At 62.4% G+C, this 23,366-nt stretch carries 19 protein-coding genes; 9 read left to right on the forward strand and 10 right to left on the reverse strand.

What is annotated here, in order from left to right; translation table 11 throughout:
• Positions 1–139 precede the first annotated feature (139 nt).
• The 4 genes from ACY9XZ_RS12830 (at position 140) to ACY9XZ_RS12845 (ending at position 6,715) form a co-directional block, all read left to right on the forward strand.
• Positions 140–2,689: an extracellular solute-binding protein gene (locus tag ACY9XZ_RS12830; RefSeq protein WP_463457410.1), complete on the forward strand. Its 2,550-nt coding sequence runs from the start codon at positions 140–142 to the stop codon at positions 2,687–2,689.
• 127 nt (positions 2,690–2,816) lie between these two features.
• Entirely contained in the window at positions 2,817–4,349 is a 1,533-nt protein-coding gene (glpK, locus tag ACY9XZ_RS12835; protein WP_463457411.1) for a glycerol kinase GlpK, read from the forward strand.
• A gap of 3 nt (positions 4,350–4,352) precedes the next feature.
• The gene (locus tag ACY9XZ_RS12840; RefSeq protein ID WP_463457412.1) at positions 4,353–5,474 is read left to right on the forward strand and encodes a hypothetical protein; all 1,122 of its coding nucleotides are present in this window, start codon (positions 4,353–4,355) and stop codon (positions 5,472–5,474) included.
• A 65-nt stretch (positions 5,475–5,539) separates the two neighbouring features.
• The gene (locus ACY9XZ_RS12845; RefSeq protein ID WP_463457413.1) at positions 5,540–6,715 is read left to right on the forward strand and encodes a Cdc6/Cdc18 family protein; all 1,176 of its coding nucleotides are present in this window, start codon (positions 5,540–5,542) and stop codon (positions 6,713–6,715) included.
• A 30-nt stretch (positions 6,716–6,745) separates the two neighbouring features.
• Here ACY9XZ_RS12845 and ACY9XZ_RS12850 read toward each other — a convergent pair whose 3' ends face one another.
• The 3 genes from ACY9XZ_RS12850 to kdgK1 all read right to left on the reverse strand — a co-directional run bounded on the left by ACY9XZ_RS12850 (position 6,746) and on the right by kdgK1 (position 10,620).
• On the reverse strand, positions 6,746–7,717 hold the full coding sequence (locus ACY9XZ_RS12850; protein WP_424329448.1) for an ROK family protein: 972 nt from the start codon (positions 7,715–7,717) through the stop codon (positions 6,746–6,748).
• Between the two features lie 52 nt (positions 7,718–7,769).
• Positions 7,770–9,560, reverse strand: coding sequence for a pyruvate kinase (gene pyk, locus ACY9XZ_RS12855; protein ID WP_463457414.1), 1,791 nt, complete (start codon positions 9,558–9,560; stop codon positions 7,770–7,772).
• 100 nt (positions 9,561–9,660) lie between these two features.
• Positions 9,661–10,620, reverse strand: coding sequence for a bifunctional 2-dehydro-3-deoxygluconokinase/2-dehydro-3-deoxygalactonokinase (gene kdgK1 / locus ACY9XZ_RS12860; protein WP_463457415.1), 960 nt, complete (start codon positions 10,618–10,620; stop codon positions 9,661–9,663).
• Between the two features lie 350 nt (positions 10,621–10,970).
• Here kdgK1 and ACY9XZ_RS12865 point away from each other — a divergent pair, with 350 nt between their 5' ends.
• Genes ACY9XZ_RS12865 through ACY9XZ_RS12875 form a run of 3 tightly spaced genes read left to right on the forward strand, consistent with a single transcriptional unit; the run spans position 10,971 to position 14,572 of the window.
• A complete protein-coding gene (locus ACY9XZ_RS12865) occupies positions 10,971–12,164 on the forward strand; it encodes an ABC transporter substrate-binding protein (protein WP_463457416.1) in 1,194 nt (397 codons plus the stop codon).
• 2 nt (positions 12,165–12,166) lie between these two features.
• Entirely contained in the window at positions 12,167–14,089 is a 1,923-nt protein-coding gene (locus tag ACY9XZ_RS12870; protein WP_463457417.1) for a HAMP domain-containing protein, read from the forward strand.
• Positions 14,090–14,143: 54 nt separating this feature from the next.
• Positions 14,144–14,572, forward strand: a complete 429-nt coding sequence (locus ACY9XZ_RS12875; protein ID WP_463457418.1) for a hypothetical protein — start codon at positions 14,144–14,146, stop codon at positions 14,570–14,572.
• A gap of 362 nt (positions 14,573–14,934) precedes the next feature.
• Here ACY9XZ_RS12875 and ACY9XZ_RS12880 read toward each other — a convergent pair whose 3' ends face one another.
• Positions 14,935–15,174, reverse strand: a complete 240-nt coding sequence (locus ACY9XZ_RS12880) for a hypothetical protein (RefSeq protein WP_463457419.1) — start codon at positions 15,172–15,174, stop codon at positions 14,935–14,937.
• Between the two features lie 1,251 nt (positions 15,175–16,425).
• Between ACY9XZ_RS12880 and ACY9XZ_RS12885 the strand changes: the two genes are divergently transcribed.
• Both ACY9XZ_RS12885 and ACY9XZ_RS12890 read left to right on the forward strand, forming a co-directional pair.
• Positions 16,426–16,839, forward strand: coding sequence for a DUF5805 domain-containing protein (locus ACY9XZ_RS12885; protein ID WP_463457420.1), 414 nt, complete (start codon positions 16,426–16,428; stop codon positions 16,837–16,839).
• On the forward strand, positions 16,836–17,873 hold the full coding sequence (locus tag ACY9XZ_RS12890) for a tyrosine-type recombinase/integrase (RefSeq protein WP_463457421.1): 1,038 nt from the start codon (positions 16,836–16,838) through the stop codon (positions 17,871–17,873). Before ACY9XZ_RS12885 ends, ACY9XZ_RS12890 begins: the two co-directional genes overlap by 4 nt.
• A 122-nt stretch (positions 17,874–17,995) precedes the next feature.
• On the opposite strand, the gene ACY9XZ_RS12895 is transcribed toward ACY9XZ_RS12890, so the two are convergent.
• From ACY9XZ_RS12895 to ACY9XZ_RS12920, 6 genes are read right to left on the reverse strand one after another with little or no spacing between them, the layout of a single operon-like run.
• Positions 17,996–18,712, reverse strand: a complete 717-nt coding sequence (locus tag ACY9XZ_RS12895; protein ID WP_463457422.1) for a helix-turn-helix domain-containing protein — start codon at positions 18,710–18,712, stop codon at positions 17,996–17,998.
• A gap of 42 nt (positions 18,713–18,754) precedes the next feature.
• The gene (locus ACY9XZ_RS12900) at positions 18,755–19,741 is read right to left on the reverse strand and encodes an amino acid ABC transporter permease (protein ID WP_463457423.1); all 987 of its coding nucleotides are present in this window, start codon (positions 19,739–19,741) and stop codon (positions 18,755–18,757) included.
• Complete coding sequence (locus ACY9XZ_RS12905) at positions 19,738–20,490, reverse strand: amino acid ABC transporter ATP-binding protein (RefSeq protein WP_463457424.1); 753 nt, start codon at positions 20,488–20,490, stop codon at positions 19,738–19,740. The genes ACY9XZ_RS12900 and ACY9XZ_RS12905 overlap by 4 nt, the downstream gene beginning before the upstream one ends.
• Positions 20,487–21,167 (reverse strand): amino acid ABC transporter permease, encoded by a 681-nt coding sequence (locus tag ACY9XZ_RS12910; RefSeq protein WP_463457425.1) that lies wholly within the window; start codon positions 21,165–21,167, stop codon positions 20,487–20,489. Before ACY9XZ_RS12910 ends, ACY9XZ_RS12905 begins: the two co-directional genes overlap by 4 nt.
• A 4-nt stretch (positions 21,168–21,171) precedes the next feature.
• Complete coding sequence (locus ACY9XZ_RS12915) at positions 21,172–21,960, reverse strand: basic amino acid ABC transporter substrate-binding protein (protein ID WP_463457426.1); 789 nt, start codon at positions 21,958–21,960, stop codon at positions 21,172–21,174.
• A gap of 59 nt (positions 21,961–22,019) precedes the next feature.
• Positions 22,020–23,342 (reverse strand): aminotransferase class III-fold pyridoxal phosphate-dependent enzyme, encoded by a 1,323-nt coding sequence (locus tag ACY9XZ_RS12920; protein ID WP_463457427.1) that lies wholly within the window; start codon positions 23,340–23,342, stop codon positions 22,020–22,022.
• Positions 23,343–23,366 lie beyond the last annotated feature (24 nt).

The raw sequence follows: 23,366 nt of genomic DNA on the forward strand, positions 1-23,366 counted from the left end.
CTTCCTGGACTCCGTTATAGTATTGATACCGTCTACAAATTATAATTATCACTGCTACCGGTCCAACAGTAACTATTATATATTTTGATAGTTGATTTCTCCCGAGAACGAGTTGGCCGTTCGGCCAACGTGAGCGACAATGAGTAAATGGAACCCACTTGATTCGGAAGGCGACCGATCCGACAGGGGACACACCGACGGTGGTGTCACAGAAGAACGGGACAGAGACGAGTCGAAGCGTGAACCGCCGTCGGCAGAAGCCCCCCAAGAGGAGTCAGAGACCGGGCAGACGAAAGACGACCCCGAACGGGCGGAACTGAAAGCGCGGTGTGAGCAACTGACGGCGGAACTCGAACAGGAGCGGGCGGACCGTCGCGCGCTCGAAACCGCCGTCGACCACCTCACCACTGTCGCAAGGGCAAACGCCGACGGCGACCTCACGGCGAAACCGGAGCAGCCGCCGATTGAGACGGCTGCGCCGCTGTACGACGCATACGACGAACTGCTTCGAGAGTGGACCGACACCGTCGACCGGATGGCGTCGTTCAGCGAGCAGGTGACCGCCGCGACGGAACAGGTCGACACCCGTCTCGGTTCGGTCAAGTCCGCAAGCCGGGACGTGAGCGGCGCTGTCGGTGAGATCTCGACCGGGTCGGACGAGCAGCGCGACGAAATACAGTCGATCTCCGACGAGATGCGGAACCTCTCGGCGACGATCGAGGAGATAGCGAGCGCCGCGAACGAGGTCGCAGACACCTCGGGCGAAGCCAGCGTGCGGGGCGAATCCGCGCTGGAATCGGCGTCCGCAGCGATGACGACGCTCGACCGACTGACCGACAACGCCGAAGCGACCGTCGACAAGGTCGAACGACTGAACGACCTCCTTTCGGACATCGAAGAGATCGTGGATTTCATCACGGATGTCGCGGATCAGACCAACATGCTGGCGTTAAACGCCAACATCGAGGCTGCCCGGGCCGGGGAGTCCGGTGACGGGTTCGCCGTTGTCGCCGAGGAGGTCAAATCGCTCGCAACCGAGACGAAGGAGGCGACAGACGAGATTGCGGCCTCCATTCAGGATGTCCACGAACAGGCCGACGCGACGGTTTCGGAGATGTACGATACCCGAGCGAGCGTCGAGGACACCCGCTCGTCAGTCGCTAGCGCGCTCGATGAACTGGATTCCGTCGTCTCGATGGTCGAGGAAGTCGATACCAGCGTCCAGGAAATCGACGCGGCGACGGATACGCAGGCCGATTCCACACAGGAAGTCGTGTCGATGGTCGACGATGTCGAGGATATAAGCGCCCGAACCGCCGAGGAAGCGGCTGTCGCTGCAGACGCCGCCGCGGACCAAACGACGGAACTCGCGGAGGTCTCGACGCGGGTCTCGACGCTCACCGAGCGGGCCGAGTCGCTCGAAGCGTCGCTCGATTCCTTCGAACTCGCGACCGGCGCGGCGGCCGACACGGACGGAACCGTCGTCGAGTTCTGGCACGCGATGGGCGGCGAGAAGGCGCTCCTGCTCGAAGAACTCGTCCGGGAATTCGAATCACAGACCGACGGTATCAGTCTCGCACTGCGGTCGAAAGGGAGCTACCGTGGAACCCTCGATGCAACGCTGAATGCGGCCGAAAACGGGGACCCGCCCGGGATCGCACAGATATTCGAGATCGGGACTACGCGTGCGCGCGATAGTGGACACTTCAAGCCCGTCGAGGAACTCCTCCCCACAGCCCACATCGACTCGCTGCTCGATCCGGTGACGAACTACTACCGCTTCGACGGGACGCTCCATTCGCTGCCGTTCAACGCGTCGAACCCGGTGATGGCCTACAACCGCGACGCGTTCAGGCAGGCGGGACTCGACCCCGATTCGCCCCCGGAAACGCTCGCTGCCGTTCGGAGCGCGGCTGAACAGCTTGTCGACGGGAGTGGTGTGGATGCCGGTATCACGTTCGCGAACTACTCGTGGTTCGTCGAACAGTGGTTTGCCGAGGCCGATCAGCTCCTCGTGGACCAGAACAACGGTCGGGCCGGATCGCCGACGGAAAGCTATCTCGACGGGGCGTTCGCCCACGACCTGTTCAAGTGGTGGCAAGGGCTCGGGGCGGACGGGCTGTATCACGACCCCGGCATCGAAGCCAGAGGAGCGGCGCGGACCCACTTCTCGGAGGGGAAGTCCGCGATGCTGATCGGCTCGACGTCGTCGCTCAACAGCATCGAAAGCGGTGCCGACTTCGATGTCGGAACCGGCCGGTTCCCGGTGCTCGACGACCGGACCGGCGTGCTCGTCGGCGGCGCGTCGCTCTGGGTCGGCGATGGGGTTTCAGCGGCCGTCCACGACGCTGTCGCCGAATTCCTCACCTGGCTCACCGAACCGGCCCAGCAGCGCCGGTGGCATCAAGAAACCGGGTACTTCCCAGTGCACGCGGATGCGATTCCACAGCTCCGGTCGGCGGACTGGTTCGAACAGAACCCACACTACAGAACGGCGTTCGACCAACTCATGGAGACACGCGACACCGCAGCGACGCGGGGCGCGCAGATCGGCCCGTTCGATACGGTGCGAACGATCATCGAAGACGCCGTCGACAGTATGGACGGTCCCGACTCGGTCCCGTCCGCGCTCGAACGACTCGACGCACAGGTCGGGAAACAGCTCGAACGGTACGATTCCGGCCGGTAGCACCGTCTCTCCCCTTCTTTACTAGCTAAACATCACCATTAGTAATCTTTATAATGGTTCACTATGTTGTTTACTGGCAAGGTGGTAGCTTTCATAAACAAGCTACCCCACCACGGAGAACACAACAATGGCAGACACATACGTTGGCGCGATCGACCAGGGAACGACCGGTACCCGCTTCATGGTATTCGACCACAGCGGCCAGGTCGTTGCGAACGCCTACGAGAAACACGAACAGATCTATCCGGAGCCCGGCTGGGTCGAACACGACCCCGTCGAAATCTGGGAAAACACGCAGGAAGTCGTCACGCAGGGGCTGGCCGACGCCGGCGTCGGTGCCGAACAGTTGGAGGCGCTGGGCATCACGAACCAGCGTGAGACGACGATCGTCTGGGACAAGGAGACCGGCAAACCGGTCCACAACGCGCTGGTCTGGCAGGATCGCCGAACCACCGACCGCGTCGAGGAGATCCAGGACGAGGACAAAGTCGAGTGGATCCGCGGCAAGACCGGACTGGAGTGTGACGCCTACTTCTCGGCGACCAAGACCGAGTGGATTCTCGACAACGCCGAACCGCTCAAGATGCAGAGCTCGCGCGGCGCTGACCTCCGCGACCGGGCCAATGACGGCGAACTCCTGATGGGTACCATCGACGCGTGGCTCATCTACAAGCTCACCGGCAACCACATCACGGATGTCTCGAACGCATCGCGGACGATGCTGTACAACATCCACGACATGGAGTGGGACGAGGAACTCCTCGAAGAGTTCGGTGTCCCGGAGTCCATGGTTCCGGAAGTCCGCCCGTCCTCCGACGAGAGCCTGTACGGCCACACCGACGCCGACGGCTTCCTCGAGGAGGAAGTCCCCGTCGCGGGCGCGCTGGGCGACCAGCAGGCCGCACTGTTCGGTCAGACCTGCTTCGATAAGGGCGACGCGAAAAACACCTACGGGACCGGCGCGTTCTACCTGATGAACACCGGTTCCGAGGCAGTCGCCTCGGACAACGGCCTGTTGACGACCGTCGGCTTCCAGATGTCCGGCGAACCCGTCCAGTACGCGCTGGAAGGCTCCATCTTCATCGCCGGCGCAGCCATCGAATGGCTCGAGGACGTCGACCTCATCAACAACGCCGCACAGACGGCAGAACTGGCCCGCTCTGTGGACTCCACGGACGGCGTCTACATGGTGCCGGCCTTCACGGGCCTCGGCGCCCCGCACTGGGACGGCCGCGCACGCGGGACTATCGTCGGGATGACGCGTGGGACCCGGAAAGAGCACATCGTGCGTGCGACCCTCGAGTCCATCGCGTACCAGACCCGCGACCTCGCGGAAGCGATGGAAGAAGACTCTGGTGTCGAGATGACGACGCTACGAGTCGACGGCGGTGCTGTCAAGAACAACTTCCTCTGTCAGCTCCAGTCCGACATCATCCAGACGGACATCGCCCGCCCGCAGGTCGACGAGACGACCGCGCTGGGGAGCGCCTACGCGGCCGGCCTCGCCGTCGGGTACTGGGACACCGTCGACGAGCTCCGCGACAACTGGCAGGTCGACGAGGAGTTCTCGCCGGAGATGGACGCCGAGAAGGCAGACAAGATGTACTCCCGCTGGGACGACGCCGTCGACCGTGCCCGCGACTGGGCACAGGAGGAATAACCCATGATAGAGACCCTGCCAATGCAGATTCCGGTTTTCGGTATGGGGGTTCCGGACCTCCTGCTGTTGATAATCGCCGCGTTCGCCGGTGGTGCGTTCGGCGCGGCAGTCGGCGCGCTCCCGGCGTTCTGTTTCACCGGCTTCATGGTTATCGCCGGGCAGGCCGTGTCGATTCTCCGCGGCGAAATCGCCGGTGAACTCGGTGAACTCGGCGCCGGGGCACTCTCAACCGGCGTGACCGGTGCGGTTGCGTTCGGTCCCGTCTTCGGCCCGCACATCTCCTTCGCCGGTGGTGCGGCAGCAGCCGCCTACGCCGCCAAGAGTGACGGCATGTACGAGCCGGACGACGGCGACTACCACCCCGCGAAGGACATCGCCTACGCGCTGGGCACCCGCCCGGACATCCTGGCCGTCGGTGGCCTGTTCGGTATCTTCGGGATGGTCGTGCGTCAGATTTCCGGCGGGCTCGCGCTCCCGTGGGACCCGATTGCGATGGGTGTCGTCCTGTCGGCCGTCGCCCACCGCATCGTGTTCGGCTACCCGCTCATCGGCGCTGGCAGCCGGAACATCCTCGACATGTCGCCGTTCGAGAGCGGCGAGAAACGCATGGCCACGGACGGCGGCGAGGCCCAGACCGATGGCGGAACGGCGGAATCGTACCGTCTCGCTGTCGAGCCGTGGCTCCCCCACCAGTACAAATGGGCGAACGTCGCGATGATCGGCCTCGTCGCCGGCCTGCTTGGCGGCTGGATCGCCATCCAGACCGGCAGCCCGTTCCTCGGCTTCGGTATCTCCGCCGCGAGCCTGACGTTCCTGAACCTCGGCGTCGAGAAGATTCCGGTCACTCACCACATGACCCTGCCCGCGAGCACGGCCGCACTGGCCGTCTTCGGCGGGACGCCCGAAACCGGCACGATGGCCGCTGTCATCGCCATCATCGTCGCCGGTGTGTTCGGCGCCTACGGCGCTCTCGCCGGTGAGGTCATCCAGCGTGTCTTCTACGCGCACTCGGACACACACTTCGACCCGCCCGCGGCTGCTATCGTCGTCGGGACGCTGACTGTCGCGATTCTGGCAATAGCGGGCGTCTTCGATAGTGCTTCCTGGGTCCCGCTACCGGTGTGAGGGCCACTCTAAAACGGTAACTCTATATTTCCGATTCCAAACGCTAATACATATCTCCCTGAACGATGGACATTGAAGCGAGAATCAAGCGCCGGCAACGCCGGAACGGTGAGCCACGGCTCATTCAGGACTACGAGGCCATCTCACCGGTTGTCCACATCGAGGAGCCGGCTGACCGCGGTCCGGTTCTGGAGCGGCTTCTGGACCATCTCGATCCGGTGTTCGACGGTCAGCTGCCGCCGAACGCGTACGTGTACGGCCCCCACGGCTCGGGGAAGTCCGCAGTTATCACGGCGCTGTTCGCCAATCTAGAACAGCTCCCGACGGAACAACAGGCGATCATCCACACGACGACCCGTGCACAGCCACCGACCTCTCCATCGTTCGTCTACGTGAACGCCCGAGAGACCGCGAGCGAGTTCGCGTTCTACCACGCGGTCCTAGATTCGCTCGTGGATGAATCGGTGCCGGAACACGGGATCGGAACGGAGACGCTCAAATCTCGACTTCACGAGCTGGTGCGAGAACAGCGAACGGGCATCGTCATCGCCGTCGACCACATCGGTGAACCGGAGAGCATCCAGGCCCCGGCCCTCGTCGACCTGTTTGCCGGCCTGCCGAGCAACGTCAGCTGGATCGCTATCGGTCGCGACGACCCGTCTGCGACCGAACTGACGCGGTACACCGCCGAATCGATCAGTATCGACCGTTACCAGCGGCAGATGCTCGTCGACGTGTTGATGACCAGAACGTCGAACGGGCTAGCCCAGCAGGGACTCGACCACAGTCTGGCGAGACGGATCGCCGACTGGGCGGACGGAAACGCCCACGATGCCCTCGCCGCGTTGTTTATCGCGGCAGAGTTGGCCGAGGAACGAGGTCAGGACCGAATCACGCAGGCCAACGTCGACGCGGCCATCGCGGAGGTGCCCGTTCCCTGTGTTTCGCTGGGCGTTGTCCTCTCCCTGCCGACGAACCGACAGGCCGTCCTCAGAGAGCTCATCGACTTAGAGGAGAGCGAACGCTCCTCGGTAACGGCGACGACGAAGGCGATTGCGTCGGCAGGATCCGTCGATCTCTCGGCCGGGACCGTCAAGCGTTTCCTCTACGAGATGGCCGAGTCCGGCGTCGTCGACCGAGTCGAGGCGACGACCACCAACGGCCAGGGGCGACCGCCGAGCCGCGTCGAACCGCGGTTCCCGCCGACGGCCTTCCGGCGGCTGTACGACCTGCAACAGTAGGGAGACCGTTCGCGAGCGGTTCGACACTTTTCAGACGCGCTGTGACGGGTCGCCCGTGCCGCCGGTCAGCGCCGACGCCAGCGCGCCGCGTACCACGACATCGTCGCCGAACTGCGTCAACTGGATGTCCGGGATGTTCGACATCACCATGTCATCGAGGCGATCCCGGATCGGGTCTAACACCTGCTCGGGGTTGTTGAGCGCAACGGCCCCGCCGACGTAGACGACGAGGGGTGCGTAGGCGTGGACGATGTTTGCGACGCCGATGGCGTTCCAGTGACAGATCTGATCGAGGACGTGGGACGCGAACTCGTCTTCACCGGCATACTCGAAAATATCCGCCGCCGAAAACTCCTCCGTCTCGATGGGGAGTGCCGTCTCGACGGGGTCCTCTCGATGCAGTTGTGTGGCGTAGCGCGGGATGTTCTCGCCCGAGCAGTACGCTTCCCAGTGGCCGTCGTGCCCACAGCCACAGGTCATGAACCCGTGTGGGTCGATGGTCAGGTGCCCGACCTCCCCGGCGTTGCCGTCCCAGCCCGACAGGATGTTCCCGTCGACGGCGACCCCCGCTCCGACCCCGGAGGAGATAGTGAGATACACCATGTCATCTGGGCTCCGGTCCGAGTAGAACCGCTCGCCGATTACGCCGGCGTTGGCGTCGTTGTGCAGCGACACCCGCTCGCTGCCGATGAGATTTTCGACCGGGCCGGTCAGGGGGATCCGGTCGATAGTGTCGGGGAGGTTCGCGGGGTTCTCGACGACGCCTTCGGCCAGATCCATCGGCCCGAAGGACCCGATGCCAGCGGCAACCACGTCTGTGGGGGCGATATCGGCGGCGTCACACGCCTGCCGGATCGCGTCGAGGACCGCCTCTGTGACCGCGATACCGGCCGGCCCACGCGGTGTCTCAGTTTTGTGTGACGCGACTATCGAACCCGTCTCGTCACCGATAACAGCGCGAATATGTGTCGCTCCGAGGTCGACCCCTGCGTAAGCGCCCATGCTGGTCGAAGCGTTGCCCCACCGATACTTAACTACACAGATTCTACTGCGATCAGTAGTCTCGCTCCGCGCCCGAGATGTCTTCCCGCCCGACGGCCTCCTCGTAGACGACGCCGCGCTCGGAGTCCAGCGTGACGGTCGATCCGTCGGCGATAGCATCGGGCAGGTCCGCGTTCGAGATCATCGGAATCGACAGTTCCCGGGCGACGATGGCCGCGTAGCTCGTGACGCCCTCGTGAGCGTCGATGATGCCGCCGATACGGCTGGTGTCGCCGACGAACTCGCCGTCGAACCCTTCCGGAACCGCCAGTATCGCCCCGTCGGGGACGTTCGAGAGATCGCCCGGTGACTCCCGTGGTGGGGCCGTCGAAACCCGATGGACCGGACCGGTCACCAGCCCGTCGACGATGGACCGACCGCTGGCGACCGTTTCGGCCGCGACGTGGACTTTCAGCATGTTTGCCGTGTTCATTCCCTCCAGTTCGGTCATCATCCCGGAGAGCACGACCACCGTGTCGCCGCTTTCTGCGGCCTCGGTGTCGAGAGCCGATTGGACCGCCGTCTGGATTATCGCGTCGGCCCCTTCGGTGGTGTACTCGGTGGTGACCGGTGTGATACCCCATGACAGCGCGAGCTTCCGGCGGACGCGCTCGCTGGGCGTCGACGCGACAATGGGAATCGACGGCCGGTACTTCGCCGATTTCAGCGCGGTGTAGCCAGACTCGGAGGCGGCGACGATGGCCGACGCGCCGATATCCCGCGCGAGGAACCGGCCGGAACGGGCCAGCGCGTCCGTCCGGGTGTTACCGGCGTTTGGCACCCGCTGTTCGCGGGACTCGGCGTACTCCTCGCTTGACTCCACGTCGCGGATGATCCGGTCCATCGTCTCGACGACGCGGGTCGGGTGGTCGCCGATGGCGGTTTCGCCCGAGAGCATGACCGCATCCGTCCCATCGAGCACCGCGTTTGCCACGTCCGAGGCTTCCGCGCGGGTCGGCCGCCGGGAGTGGACCATCGAGTCCAGCATCTCGGTCGCCGTGATGACCGGGACGCCGGCCTCGTGGCAGCGGCGAATGATGCGTTTCTGGATGATCGGCACGTCCTCCAGCGGGCACTCGACGCCGAGGTCGCCGCGGGCGACCATCACGCCGTAGGCCTCGTCGATGATCGAGTCGAGGTTTTCGACGGCTCCGGCCCGCTCGATCTTCGCAATGATGGGAATGTCGACGCCGCGCTCTTCGAGTGCCTGGTTTATCTCGTAGATGTCCTCGCCGTCGCGGACGAACGACGCGGCAACGAAATCGGGTTCCTTCTCGGCGGCCACGTCGAGTTCCTGCTCGTCGTTTTCCGTAATCGTCGGCAGGCCGAGTTCGACGCCGGGGACGTTGACGCCCTTGCGAGCGGCCAGTTCGCCGCCGTTCTCGACGGTCGCGTACACTGTTTCGCCCTCGACGCGCTCGACGGTCGTCTCGATGCGACCGTCGTCGAGCAACACCCGGTCACCCGGTTCGACTGACGTAATCGACTGCGAGAGGCCGACTTCCTCCGGCGTGGCGTCGTCGCCGACGACGTACCGGATCGTCGACCCCTCCGTGAGTTGAATCGGCGCGTCGATCTCAGCGGTCCGGACCTCCGGCCCCGGCATGTCGAGCATCGCCGCGACCGGCTCCTCGACTGCCTCGTCTACCGTCCGGATGCGGTCGATCATCTCCCGGCGGTGTTCCGGCGAGCCGTGGCTCGCGTTCAGTCTGGCAACTGACATCCCGGCCTTCGCAAGTGACGCGATATCGTCGACCGAGTCCGATGCCGGACCGAGGGTGCAGACGATCTTTGCGCTACGCATCATAGCCTCCGTGTCCGGCGATCCGCAATTTACAGCGTTCATAGTTAATCATACTCTGCCGTTCCCAGCGAGGGGATAAGAAGCTTGCTGGACGCCGTAACTACCGCGAGATAGCTTCCGTCTCGCCGCTGAGAATCGAGCGGATCTCGTCAGGCGAAACGACGGCAATATCGCCCGGGATCGTTCGCTTGAGCGCGGCCGTCGCGGCACCCCAGGCGAGCGCGTCCGGGACAGAGCCACCGGAGAGGTACTGTGAGAGGAACCCGCCGACAAAGGAGTCGCCGGTTCCGACCGGATGCGCGTCGGTCGATTCGAACGTCGGTTGCTCGAACACAGTGTCGTCAGAAAGCGCGAGCGCACCGTCGCTGCCGCGGGTGATCACTGTCGCCTCGAACCCGTACTCGGCGGCGAGGTCCCGGGCGACCGTTTCCGCGTCATCGGTCCGGTCCAACACGACGCTCGCGTCGCGCTCTGCGACCACGAGCACGTCGACATCCGGGAACAGTTCGGTCAGGACCGACCGGGCTTCCGACGGCGTCCAGAGTTTCGAGCGGTAGTTCAGGTCGAGACTCGTCGTCGTGCCCGCGTCCTGTGCGAGCGAGAGGAGATCAGCCGTCGTCGATTCGAGCGTCTCAGAGAGCGCCGGTGTGATACCTGAGGTGTGGAATCCCGCGGCGTCCGCGATGGTATCCGTGGGAAGCTCCGCCGGCGTGGCGGTCGTGACACTGGCGTTCTGCCGGTCGTATATCACCTCGTTACCCCGCGGTGGACTGCCCTGTTCGAGGTAGTATGTCCCCTGTCGGGCGCTGTCCGAGTCGTCCCAGATGACGTCGACCGACACGCCGTGGTGTCTGAGTTCACCGGTGATCCGGCGACCGACCGGTGAATCCGGGAGCTTCGAGGCCCACAGTGCGTCGAGTCCGAGTCGCTGTGCGGCGACGGCGACGTTCGACTCCGCGCCGGCCGCCCGGACGGCGTACTGGTCCGCCGTTTCCAGTCGCTCGTCGTCGGGCGGCGAGAGCCGCAACATCGTCTCACCGAACGTAACTAACTGCGTCATATCCGACGTTCCACGCTGGGTATGTATAAATCCCGGAGAACCAGTCGTCTGGCGGACTCATTAATTACATCCTACTGGGTCGTAGAGAGTAATTTCGTAGTTTTGGCCGTTGATTACTGGCAGCGTTAGTCTTCTCCAAAAGTTTATGTGCGATAGTAATTACAATTGCCAGTATGGATCCAGGGAGAACCGGTGGTGGAAACTCCGTCTTTAGGCGGAACTTACTACGTTCAATCGGCGCGTCCGGGTTGGTCGGACTTGCGGGTTGTGGTGGTAGCGAGGGTGTAACTGACAGCGGTGGGACACCGACTCCCGCTCCGATCGGAAACTATCCGGTATCCGGGGACTCGGTGACGTTCGGTTTCAACGTCGCTTCCTCCGGGACGTACTCCCCGGCCGGTCAACAGGAACTACGAGGGTTCGAACTCGCAGTCAAACATATCAATACCGGTGGCGGGTGGGTGACGAGCGAGCGGTACGAGTCTCCCCTGACCGGTGACGGCCTCCTCGATAAGGACGTTGAATACGCTGTCGAGGACACAGGTGGCAGTTCAGACACCGCCCGAAGTAACGCAGAACGGCTCGTCGACAGCGAAGAGGTCATCATGCTCGCCGGCGGCACGTCCAGTAGTTCGGGAACGGTCAATCAGGAAGTCGCCGCCCAGAACCAGGTCGTCTACATGTCGACGATGTCCCACGCGAACTCGCTCACGGGTGCGGACTGTAACCGGTACTCGTTTCGAGAGATGTTCAACAGCCAGATGACGGCCGAAGCGCTGGCCCCGGTTCTCCGTGAAGAATACGGTGAGGACGTCAACTACACGAAGTTCTTTGAAAAGAGCGACTGGGGGGAAACGCTTCGGGAGGATATGGACACAGTCCTCGGAGAACTGGGCTGGTCGCCTGTCTGGGAATACAACGCACAGGCCGGCACAAGTGATTACTCCCAGTACGCAGCGGATATCGAGTCGGTCGACTTCGACGTAATCGTGCTCGGACTCCGTGGTCTCGATGCAGTGAACGCCCTCAGAGCGTTCCGGGAGGAGTTCCCCGAGGCAGATATCGTCCTTCCCCTGGCTTCGCTAGAAATCGCTCAGACAGCGGGCGAGGCGATCGACGGCGTTATCGGAACCGTCGCCTGGAGTCCGGCGATCAACTCGCCGCTCTCCGACGCCTTCCGTGAGGCGTTCCGGGAGGAGTACAGCAGTACCACGGGGTCCTCGAAATCAGCTCCGCCGTCGGGTCCGGCACATATCGCGTATACACAGACGCTCCAGTACGCCAGCGCCGTCGAACGTGCGGGAACGTTCGACCCGAGGGAGGTGATCGGAGAACTCGAGGGCCACGAGTACGACGCCGGTCTCGGACCACAGACGCTCCGGGCCTGTGATCACCAGGCGATGCGGCGAGTACCGGTTGTGAAGGGGAAGCCGGAGGTACAGCACTCCTACGGCACATATTACGGCCTCGTCGGTGAGCCAGCGGATGTACAGTACGCGTGCGACAGCGGTCCAGCAGCTAACTGCTCGCTTGGAGAGAGCTAACGATGAGTACAGACGACACACAGCCAACAGACAGTACAGATACCGACTCGAAGGCGTCCGGCGGGATTCTGGCGACGGCGGTCCCGGATTTCATCCGGCGGAACTTCGCACTGAAGTTCGGGATCGTCCTGTTTATCATGGCGCTTTCGGTGGGGCTTGTCGGCCTTGCCGCGACAGAGCAAGTCAGGAACTACACTGAACAGCAGGTGCTGAGTGATTACGAAAACGCCGCGGCACAGGAGGCAAACATCCTGTCACAGTGGGTCGACCGAAACAGGTTATCGACGCAGTTCGTCTCCTCCGACGATATCTGGGCCAGTAGCGATACCGACGACATCGCGATAGAACTCAACAATCGAAAAGCCTCCTTGTCGGCAGACGCCTCCGATATCCATCTCGTCGAGCGCGGCGTCGGCCAGTCTGAAGTGGTCGCGAGCACGTCTAACTCCGAGGTGCTGACCAACTCTCCGCTCGATTCGACGAGCAGGGCGTGGCTCACCGAAGCGAACTTCGAAACGGCAAGCGATGTCGTCGTCTCCGACGTGTACCAGACGAACTCCGGCCCGGTCGTCGGCTTCGCCAGTCCCGTCGACGCCTCCCAGAACCGGTATATCCTCATCGAGTACTCGCTCGACGAGATCGCGAACGCGTTCCAGGGGAGTAACAGGGCCGACGGCGGATTCACACAGGTCGTCAACGGTTCGGCGGTCGTCATGATCGACGAGCCCAGAGACGGGAGCCGCGGCGTCGGCGAGAGCATGCTGCAGCCATACAGTGCGGACACCCGTGCCACCGAACCAATCGACGCGGCGAATGACCTCCGGTCGTCGGATCAGCAGTCCGGTGTCGACGATAGCATGCCGGAGACCGACGTGCTCAGTGAGCGCTACACTGTCGGCTACGCGCCGATTCAGGGCACTGATTGGGTCGTGCTCGTACACGCGCCCAACTCCGCGGTGTTCGGGTTCGTCCAGAACGTCCAGCAGTACGGACTCATCGGCACGGCGCTGATGGTGTTGCTCATCGCGGGCGTCGGTGCGATACTCGGGTACAACACGGCGACATCGATCGACCGGCTGACCCGGAAAACGGACCAGATGCGACAGGGGAACCTCGACGTCGAGATCACCACCAGCCGCATCGACAACATCGGCCGCCTGTACAGCGGGTTCGCTGACATGCGCGATGCGCTCAAAGAACAGATCAACGAGGCCGAACGCGCCCAGAAGGAGGCGGAGGTTTCCCGGGCCGAAGCCCTCGAAGTCAACAAGTACCTCCAAGAGAAGGCCGATGAATTCTCCGACGTGATGGAGGAGACAGCCGCGGGGAACCTCACTGAACGGATGGCGACCGACGGCGAGAACGAGTCGATGGACCGCATCGCCAGTGAGTTCAACGGCATGGTCGACGAACTGGAAAAGACCGTCGGCCAGCTCAACAGCTTCGCTGACGAAGTCGCGGAATCCGGTTCCGTTGTCCTATCCAGTGCGGAGTCGGTCCGTGACGCGTCCGAACAGGTCGCCGAATCGACACAGAAGATCTCCGACGACGCCTACGACCAAAAGGATCGCCTCGCCTCCATCTCAGAGGAGCTCGACACCCTCGTCGATACTCTCGAAGACCTGGAGGCGAACAATCCGAACGTCGATCTGGGCGATTCGCTCGAACGGTTCCGGACGGTTGCGACCACGCTCCAGTCGGCCGCCGAAACGAGCGATCAGATGATGGCCGAAACCCAGACCGTCGCCGGAGCAGCCGAAGAGCAGGCCGCAGAGCTCAACGAAGTGTCTTCGCGTGCCGAACAGCTCAAACGGTATGCGAAGCCACTCGGTGACATCCTGAACCGCTTCGAGACTGAAGCCGAACACGAGTTCGTCTTCTCGGGCGGTCCGTCACAGAGTCTCGGTGAAGAGGACGAAGAGTAGCCGCTCGCTGCGTTCACCGAAACCGATTTTCGCGCCGGAGCTGTATCGTCTTCAATGACCGACGACACGGGCGAGATTTCCCAGGCGGAACTCGCCGAGTACTGCCGAACCCAGGCCGGGATTCTCGCGGGCCATCTGGAGCGCCTCAGTACGGACCTCTCCGATCTGCTCGAAGAGATCGAACAGGACACCGCCGACGCTCGCGCGACATTGACTGAGAGCAACAGTGAATCCCCCGTCGTCGACCCGGAAACGACTGTCGCCGATATCGAGGCCAAGCAGGAGCGAGCGCAGGCCAAACAGGCGGAGATTGACGCGTACCGAACGCTGGCTGAGGGGTACACGGATCTCGCCGAGCAGCTTGCTGCTGGGTCCGGTGGCCTTGAGACGGTTCTGGAGTTCGAAATCGATACCGACGCACCGTCGTATTTCGACGCCGAGACGACCATTCTGGGAGTGGCGACCGGGGAAGACAACGATTGACGGATTCCAGAGTCATCGACCAGGAAGGGCTACAGGGCTGGTTTCTGGCGGCGGCTATCGTTCTCGCAGCGACCAAACACTGACACCCGGTTCTCCGGAGATGCTGTTCTTGACATCGGAACCACGTGTAGCTCATCTTATAAAATGCAGACGCCGGTGTGCCGGTGCGTCGTCTATGGCCTGCTCACAGAGATATTTGACTTCCGTACTGAATGGACAGTCGACCCACATTCGATATAGCGATATATGATTTATACGTCGGGAGCACACCACTGTTGGCACAGCGGCATATTACCTTTAGTAATTAACGCACGGAGTACCGACTGAAATCTCAGTCAGTCAGAGAGCAGAGGTGGCCGAAATTACGAATTGAACGTGCGCTCGACGAGGTATTTGACCAGATAGAACCCACCAATAAGCCCGACAGCCATGACGGCGAGTACAATACCGATCATGAACAACAGAACGAGCGCGTCGTTAGCCATCGAACCCACCTGCCTGAGATGGTCTGTGTCGCCGATAGTGCATAGCGTTAGCTTTAGCCCGCAGACGCTAATGCAGTGGGGGTTTCCGGCGAGAATCGCGTAGCGTTCGGAGCCCATAGACAGTGCCGGTCTGTCCATAGCATGGTTTCTGCTGTGTGAGTGGTCGGACGAGAGGGCGTAGTCGGTTGCCACAATATCCCGCTGAACTACGCCACGTGTTTACGCACGACGATAGAACGCTGTACGGGCCACTCAGCCAAGCGCAATATTCTCCGAGGCCCGCGGGTACGAATCACCGGAAACGTAGAAGTCCCGAGGATGCTCGGGGAAAACAGAGGCGAGGGTGGTGATCTGGTACAGTAACTGCGACGAGAACCTGTGTCGGCCCCTTCGGTGAAAACGTCACACGCCGCTTCGAGGGGACTGCAGGGAACCACCACAGACGGCAGGCTGTAGGGTTGCTCCAGTAATACGGTACCGAAAGCACGTCTCAGTTCTCGGCGTTCGGGGCAACGCGGAGTAGACGATTGTTATTGAACTCCTATCGAACGGGTCGGAAGCTTCCATCGTCCGCCAACAGGCTTTCAGCGGCGAATACGTCCATTTCGGAAACGAGATTGATATAGAAGGACATACGCCACACGGGGGCCTCGTATCCGGGAATCCAAGCGGCGGTACAACCGTCCGAGCGTGTCCGTTCGCCTGCGCGCTAGAGATAGATCTGTGCCCGTAGAGACACAGCGTTCAGTTACCGACCTGTTCATTGCGATAACGTATATGAAGAGCATGTTGGCCGAGCCTACAGCCCGGCAGACATTCACCCTGTGGCGTCAGTGGTGTACTGTATCGGCCCAACGGATCGTGAGGGTCAACAGTCGGGCTACGAACGCCCTGATCGACAACGGCGGCACAGGCGTCCTGCCGGCCTGACGCGTTTCCCCTAGGGGATATCGCGGACACTGGTGATGGGGTTGTTGAGGCAACCGGTGTCGGGGAAACTGAATCGGTGACAGCCGGTCGGTTGGAATAGCTGTCGGCGTCACTGCTCATCAAACGAATCAGTCCAGGACAGTATGGATTCTATCACAGTAGCTGCTTCCCACACTGAAGTTCCGATTGGGACTCGCGGTTTTCAAGCCACGTCACAGCATACCTCGGTTTCATTGGATGGCAGGGCTAACTGGCGTCAGGGCCTGATTCCAGCAGAGATTTTGTATTTGTGAGTATGTACTTATCCCATGCTAAAATAATATTCATCTGTCAGAAAGCGGGGGAAATGGGCGGAAATAGGGTACTACACACCCAAATAAGTGTGTTTATCTCTGAGTATGGGACTACATTGAAGTTCCCGGCGTTCCAGGGTGAAGTATGTCCAGTGACAGCGAGCGAGCGACGGTTCGGACGTACGTTCCGGCCTACCAGAAAGAACAGTGGCAGGCCCACGCCGAGGAACTGGATATGAGCCAGAGCGAGTTCGTCCGGACGATGGTGCAGGCGGGTCGAAGCGGCTTCGAGCCAGCAGCGTCCGGAACAGCCGAACCGGACGCCGCTGAGAGCAATAGCGAGGAACCCCGTTCTCCGGATACAACCCCTGGGGGTGACGGGCTGAAAGACCGGGTCCGGGAGATCCTGGCTGATGGGGACTACTACGAGTGGGACGATCTGCTCGCGGAGCTGACCGACGATATCGAGGAGCGCCTCGAAGACACGCTGCAGGAGTTGCAGTCCAACAACGAAGTGCAGTACAGTGGCCGCCACGGGGGGTACGTTCGGGACGAATGAGCGCGGATACAGCTACCCCGGACGCCGACTCGGATCCCATCGGGTACTTCCTCGATGACATCACGTATCACGGAAAGAGCGACCGGACCCGTGCGTCGTACGAGCGCGTCCTGCGGGACTTCGAATCCTATCTGGCTGACGGCCGGCAGCCAGTTCCCGTTCGGGAGGCGTCACATCGGGACTGCATGGCATACGTCCACAGTCTCCGTGGCAGCGTCGAGGAAAGCACTGTCGCGACGTATGCCTCCTATCTCCACCGGTTTTTCGCGTACATGACGCAAGTGGGGGTCTTCGAATCGAACCCGATGACGCTGGTCATGGAAGAGATGGACGAGTCTATCAACACCGACCCGACCCGCCGGGAAATAGGCCTCCAGTCGATGCGTGCGTTCGTCGACGGCGTCTCGCATCCGCTAGAACGGGCTGTCGTGGTGGCCTTGCTGAAGACGGGGATGCGAGCCGGGGAGCTGTGTAACCTCGATATACGCGATCTCAACCTCGAAACCCCTGGCCCCAGGCCGGACGTTCAGGTCCGAGCGGGGCTCGAAGGGCGTCCGGATTCGTTGTTCGTCGCTACGGACCCGACCCGGGGCCAGACCACCAACGGGGAAGAACGGACAGCCTCTAACAAGCGAAAGCGCGAGACGACGATCCCGGTCGACGCGGAGCTGGCGTCCGTGCTGCGACGCTGGCTCGCGATTCGCCCGGATACGCGGTCCGCGGCGGAGCCCCTATTTGTCTCGACGAGTGACAGTTGGGGCGAGCGTCTCACACCGAACATGGTACACCACATCGTCGAGTCCCACGCCCGCGAGTTCGGTTGGTACGCGGACGGTGGCGGGGCCGAAGAGAACGTCACGCCACACTACTTCCGGCACTTCTTCACGACACACCTCCGGGACCGAACCGGTGACCGCGGCGTCGTCAAATACCTCAGAGGCGACGTGGCACAGGACGTCATCGATACGTACACCCACGAATGGGGGTCCCGAGTCAGGGATGTGTACGAGGCCGAAATTTACTCACTCCTGTAATTTTACTACTATTTCTCGGCTATCTATCAGTATCCGGAACGGTGGCAGTCGAACTAATAAATCATATAGTGCTATACAGAATTGAGGGAATTTTCGCAATCAGTTTTGCTGTCCTTTTAGGGCTACTCAGGGTCCAGGAGCTTCGATTCAGCCGTTCGGAGATGTTCAAGGAGGGTGGTCTTCGAGAGATCCATCTGGGAGGCGAGTTCGCGAACCGAAATCCCGCGCGGCCACTGGTAGTAGCCTGCCTCGCGTGCCGCTTCGAAAGCACGCCGCTGGGCCGGCGTTAGCGAGTCGGTTCGCAGGTCCGTCACAGGCCGTTCAGAATCACTGTCCGGCGTGACGATGGACTCGACAGACACGTCGGCGTCGGCGTCAGTTTCGACGGCATCGAGTGCGGACTGGATTTCGGGCCGCGCTCGGGTGAAACTCACTTGCCACCGTTCGCGGCCGTCTTCGATGCGAACGGGCGCGCTGTGGACGAACCCGTGTTCGAGGAGTATCGGGCAGACTAACTCGTCCGGGTCGTACTCTAACAGGAACTGCCTGACGACGGTCCCCGGCGCGTCGCGCTCGTGCCCGACACGTGCCTGGAGTTCCCGTATCTCCCCGGCATGGGGTGACGCACGCACTGCGTCGAGGCAGTCCTCGACAGCCGACCTGGTGTCCCCGTACGCTGTAAACACGCCGTTGACCGATTCCGTCGACGACTGGGTACTCTGGTGGACCGTGTGTGCAAGGATGCCGCCGTCAGTGCGATCGGTTGCTTCGATTGCCCAGCAGTTCGGGTGCCACAGATCTAGCGTGAGCCGTGAGCCGGCGTTGTCAGTCTGACTCATGGGATATGATGGAATGGTTGGTCGGAGGGGGTGAGAGAGCGGTCATTGTCTGGTGTGTCCGACACCGGCAGTTGCCGTGTGTGATTCGACACGGTCCATCAGTGCCGATGCCGACACGACCAGGGCCAGGTACAGTATCGCCACCAACACGAAAAGCGCCGTGTACTGGTACGTCTCGTTAGCGAGGGTACTCGTCCGGCCGTACAGCTCTTGCACAGTGATGAAACTCGCCAGCGAGGAGTACTTGATGAGGTACACGAGTTCGTTCGTCCAACTGGGGAGCGCGAGCCGGAGGCCCTGTGGAACGACGACGTACCGGATCCCTTCGAGCTTCGAGAGCCCGATAGCGCGTGCAGCGGTCAACTGCCCGCCGTCGACTGATTCGAGTGACGCACGCAGGTATTCGGACTGGTAGGCGGCGCTGTTCAGCGTGAAACTGATGACGGCGACCCAGAACGCCTGTGCCGGGACGAAACCGACACCGACCCCCGGGACGCCTCTGAGAACCTCCGTCAGCGAGGTCGCGAAGTAAAGCACGAACAACTGGGCGAGCAGCGGGGTCCCGCGGATGAGTTCTGTGTACGACAGCGCGAGCCAGCGGGCCCACCGTCCCCCGTACACGCGGACGACGCTGAGCGGGAGCGCCAGCGTGAACCCCAGACAGACACTGAACACTGTGAGGAGGACGGTCGTCCAGATACCGTGTGCCAGAGACGGCAGGTACGTCGTCGCGTCGGCGGCGAACCGGAGCGTCCCAGCGAGCCACACTAACGGTGCGCCGGCGACGCCGACCGACGCGGCAAGCGACGCGACGCTGTCCGCGCCTGCCAGAAACGGGGCCGCCGGAACAAACGGCGTACCGCGATCAACCCCGAGGACCCCTGCGAGAACGAAATCAGTGATCCAGCGAGCGAGAACCCACGCCCAGAACAGTGCCAGGCCCACCGTGAGCGGGCGAACACGCACGACCGTTTCGACGCGGTCACGGAGCCCCGGATTCGGTGACGTCGTCGACTCGGCCGTGCTCATGGCGTCTCCTCGTGGGCGTGCAGCCTGCTCAGGAACTGTTCGGTCCGGTCCGCAGTCGGGTTCTGAAACAGTTGCTCCGGCGGGCCGTGTTCGACGATCTCACCGTCGTCGAGGAACACGATATCCGACGCGGCCGACCGGGCGAAATCCATCTCGTGACTGACCACGAGCATCGTGATGCCCTCCGCTGCGAGGTCGCGCATCACCTCGACGACCTCGCCGACGAGTTCGGGGTCGAGCGCGCTGGTCGGTTCGTCGAACAGCAACAGTTCCGGGTCCATTGCGAGTGCGCGCGCGATGCCGACGCGCTGTTTCTGCCCGCCGGAGAGCTCAGCGGGGTAGGAATCCGCTTGCTCCAGTAATCCGACCTGTTCGAGATGGGTCCGCCCGGCCGCCTCGGCGTCAGCAGCGTCCATGCCCAGGACTTTTCGCGGCCCGAGTGTGACGTTCTCAAGCGCGGTCAGATGCGCAAAGAGGTTGAAGTCCTGGAACACCATGCCGACCTGCTTTCGCAGTTCGTTGACGTCAGTGTCCGGCCCGGTCACGTCCTGCCCATCCAGGGCGATCCGGCCGCTGTTGATCTCGGTCAGTCGATTTACACACCTGAGTAGCGTGGATTTGCCCGAACCGCTAGGGCCGATGAGGACTGTCACGTCGCCCTGGTCCATCTCCAGGCCCACGCCTTCCAGTACGTCTTCGCTCCCGTAGGACTTGTGCAGGTCGTCGATTGAGAGTAGTGGCTGTGTCATGTCGTTCCCTCCGGTACCGCGTAGTAGTCGCTGAGTCTGTCGAGCGACCGGTTCGTCGCGAACGTCAGCACGAAGTAAACGAGACTGACGACGAGGAATATCTCGAGTGCCGCGGTCGACTGTCCGCCCTCGTAGAGGTTCTGACCGGTCGTCAGCAGTTCGCCGATGCCGATGACGATGGCGATGCTCGTGTCCTTGAGGACGATGGTGAACTCGTTCTGGAACCCCGGCACGCTCCGGCGGAGCGCCTGGGGAACGACGACGTGGCGGATCGCTTCGAACCGCGACATCGCGACGGCGCGTGCCGCTTCCAGCTGTCCGTCGTCGACGCTCTGGAGCGCGCCGCGGAAGATCTGAGACTGATAGGCGGCGCTGCGAAGGCCGAGCGCGACAACCGCCGTGACGAACGCGCTACTGGAGATTGACAGGCCGAAGTACAGGAGCATGATGATGACCAGAAGCGGCGTTCCGCGGAGGACGACCCCGACCTGTTCGACCAACCGCCGGGCACTGTCCGAGCCGTACACCTCGATGGCACCGGCCGGGAACCCGACGACGAACCCGAGGAGGATGCTAGCGGCTGTAAGTGCGATGGTGACAGCGGCTCCGCCGACCAACAGCCCGAGGTTATCGACGACGAACAGCCAGTCGGCGGTCTGGAGTAGGGTTGCTGCCATGGCCTCACTTCTGTCCGAACCACTTCTCGGTCAGGTCCCGGTACGTCCCGTCGTCCTCGACCGCGGTGAGCCCGCTGTTGAGCGCACCCGTGAGTTCGTCGTTGCCGGACTGGACGCCAAAGCCGAACTGCTCGCCGGTTTCGTGGACGAACGCGGACTCGATCGAACGATCCGCCACGAAGGAGTTGGCGACGGGGACGTCGATGATGATGACATCGACGTTCTGGTTCAGCAGATCTTCGACGGCGAGCACGTAGTTGCCGTACGCGTTGTAGTTCGACTCCGGAATCGTGCCCGCTTCGATGAGCTGGTCTTTGATCACGGATTCGCCGGTCGTCCCCTTCTGTGCGCCGACTGTCGCGCCAGAGAGGTCGTCGAGCGACGACGGCGAGAACGACCCGCTCTCGCGGACGACGATTGCCTGGTCCGAACTGTAGTACGGATCGGAGAAGTCGATCGCTTCCTTCCGGTCGTCGTTGATCGTCATGCCCGCAGCGACGACGTCGACGTTCCCGTTGTTCAGCGCCGGAATAAGTGATTTGAACTCCAGTTCCTCCCAGCCGCTCAGATCGTACTCCGTCGCCGCGATAACGGCTTCCAGCAGTTCGATGTCGAAGCCGACGAGTTCGCCGTCCTGCTTCATCTCGAACGGGGGAAACCCCGGTGCTGTCCCCGCAGTGAGCGTCTGGGTATCGCCGCTGCCCGATTGACAGCCGGCGACCGAAAGCGTCGCGACGGTCCCACCGATTACCTGCAGGTACCTCCGTCTGTCTACGTGTGCCTCTCGTGGCATAGTCCCACAGTCGAATCAATCATATTTTAACATTTCGGTTACCGCAGAAGTCGCGACAGTCAGGCCGACGCAACAGGGTCTGCAACCTCGGTAAACACCGATTCGAGGATGTCGAGACAGAGTTCAAGTTCGCGCTCGGTGACGTCAAGCGGCGGGAGCAGTCGGAGGGATTTCTGCCCACAGCCGAGCGTCAGCAGGCCGTGCTGGAGCGCGGTTTCCATCACGGCGTCGCGGCGGTCGGCCGTATCGAACTCCAGGGCGGTCATCAGGCCGAGGCCGCGCACGTCCTCGACCAGTTGGCGGTCCGCCGAGATATCGCGGAGACGGTCGAGGAAGTACGTCCCCTTCTCGGTGGCGTTGTCCAGCAGGTCGTGGTCCTCGATAGCGGCGAGTGTCAGCGCGCCCCGCATCGAGCCCAGGATGTCGCCAGCCCCCCACGTCGAGGAGAGCCGCGACGTTTCCGACGGGAAGATGTCCGACCGAGAGACGGTCGCCCCGACCCGGAGCGCTTTCGCGCTGGTGATGACGTCCGGTTCGATGTCGTAGTGGTCGACGGCCCACATCTCGCCCGTTCGGCCGACCCCGGACTGGATCTCGTCGGCGATGATCGGGATGTCGTGCTCCCGGCAGAGGTCGTCGACGGCCGAGAGGAACTCGGGGCTCGGGACGTGATAGCCGCCTTCGCCCTGTATCGGCTCCAGGATCAGGAACGCGACCTCCTCCGGCGGGATGTGGCCGGTGTCCGCGTCGAGTTTCGCCCGGAGGCGTTCGACCCCGGCCTCGGAGTACTCGACGTCGTGAATCCCGCTGAGTTCGGGGAACTTCCGTCGGTAGACCGACTTCGAGCGGTTCAGCGAGAGCGCGCCGAGGGTCCGACCGTGGAACGCGCCGTCGAAGGTAATGCCGTACTTGGGCGTCTCGCAGTTGTCGTAGCAGATCTTCATCGCGTTCTCGACGGCCTCGGCACCGGAGTTCGAGAGGAAGACGGTGTCGAAGCCGTAGTGACTGGATATCTCCGTCAGTTTATTCATCAGATGGGCAGGCCCGGGCAGCGACGTTTCGTCGGGCGAGCCGCCGGTGCTGACGTAGAAGTCCTGGCCAGCGATCTTCAGCGGGTCGACCATGTCGAACTCGTCGGCGCGGTCGAGCACTTTCGGGTTGTTGTACCCGAGCGGCGACGCGGCGACGTGGCTGGTGAAATCCAGCAGGACGTTGCCGTCCGCGTCGGTACAGAACGGCCCGATGGCGTCTTCAGTGATGTCCCAGACGAAATCGTACACGTACGTGCTCGGCGCGGCGGTCTCGTGGTGGTACTCGACCCACTCGCTGCTCCGTGGGCCCGGCAAGGTATCGACACGCGGCTCTACGGTATCACGGTCCATGCTAGCATATTAGTAATCATTGGT

The organism is Haloarcula sp. HT12, assembly GCF_055271655.1.

Coding starts and splice junctions, on each gene's coding strand:
- ACY9XZ_RS12830 (WP_463457410.1), top strand. CDS start 140: ATGAGTAAATGGAACCCACTTGATTCGGAAGGCGACCGATCCGACAGG.
- glpK (WP_463457411.1), top strand. CDS start 2,817: ATGGCAGACACATACGTTGGCGCGATCGACCAGGGAACGACCGGTACC.
- ACY9XZ_RS12840 (WP_463457412.1), top strand. CDS start 4,353: ATGATAGAGACCCTGCCAATGCAGATTCCGGTTTTCGGTATGGGGGTT.
- ACY9XZ_RS12845 (WP_463457413.1), top strand. CDS start 5,540: ATGGACATTGAAGCGAGAATCAAGCGCCGGCAACGCCGGAACGGTGAG.
- ACY9XZ_RS12850 (WP_424329448.1), bottom strand. CDS start 7,717: ATGGGCGCTTACGCAGGGGTCGACCTCGGAGCGACACATATTCGCGCT.
- pyk (WP_463457414.1), bottom strand. CDS start 9,560: ATGCGTAGCGCAAAGATCGTCTGCACCCTCGGTCCGGCATCGGACTCG.
- kdgK1 (WP_463457415.1), bottom strand. CDS start 10,620: ATGACGCAGTTAGTTACGTTCGGTGAGACGATGTTGCGGCTCTCGCCG.
- ACY9XZ_RS12870 (WP_463457417.1), top strand. CDS start 12,167: ATGAGTACAGACGACACACAGCCAACAGACAGTACAGATACCGACTCG.
- ACY9XZ_RS12875 (WP_463457418.1), top strand. CDS start 14,144: ATGACCGACGACACGGGCGAGATTTCCCAGGCGGAACTCGCCGAGTAC.
- ACY9XZ_RS12880 (WP_463457419.1), bottom strand. CDS start 15,174: ATGGGCTCCGAACGCTACGCGATTCTCGCCGGAAACCCCCACTGCATT.
- ACY9XZ_RS12885 (WP_463457420.1), top strand. CDS start 16,426: ATGTCCAGTGACAGCGAGCGAGCGACGGTTCGGACGTACGTTCCGGCC.
- ACY9XZ_RS12890 (WP_463457421.1), top strand. CDS start 16,836: ATGAGCGCGGATACAGCTACCCCGGACGCCGACTCGGATCCCATCGGG.
- ACY9XZ_RS12895 (WP_463457422.1), bottom strand. CDS start 18,712: ATGAGTCAGACTGACAACGCCGGCTCACGGCTCACGCTAGATCTGTGG.
- ACY9XZ_RS12900 (WP_463457423.1), bottom strand. CDS start 19,741: ATGAGCACGGCCGAGTCGACGACGTCACCGAATCCGGGGCTCCGTGAC.
- ACY9XZ_RS12905 (WP_463457424.1), bottom strand. CDS start 20,490: ATGACACAGCCACTACTCTCAATCGACGACCTGCACAAGTCCTACGGG.
- ACY9XZ_RS12910 (WP_463457425.1), bottom strand. CDS start 21,167: ATGGCAGCAACCCTACTCCAGACCGCCGACTGGCTGTTCGTCGTCGAT.
- ACY9XZ_RS12915 (WP_463457426.1), bottom strand. CDS start 21,960: ATGCCACGAGAGGCACACGTAGACAGACGGAGGTACCTGCAGGTAATC.
- ACY9XZ_RS12920 (WP_463457427.1), bottom strand. CDS start 23,342: ATGGACCGTGATACCGTAGAGCCGCGTGTCGATACCTTGCCGGGCCCA.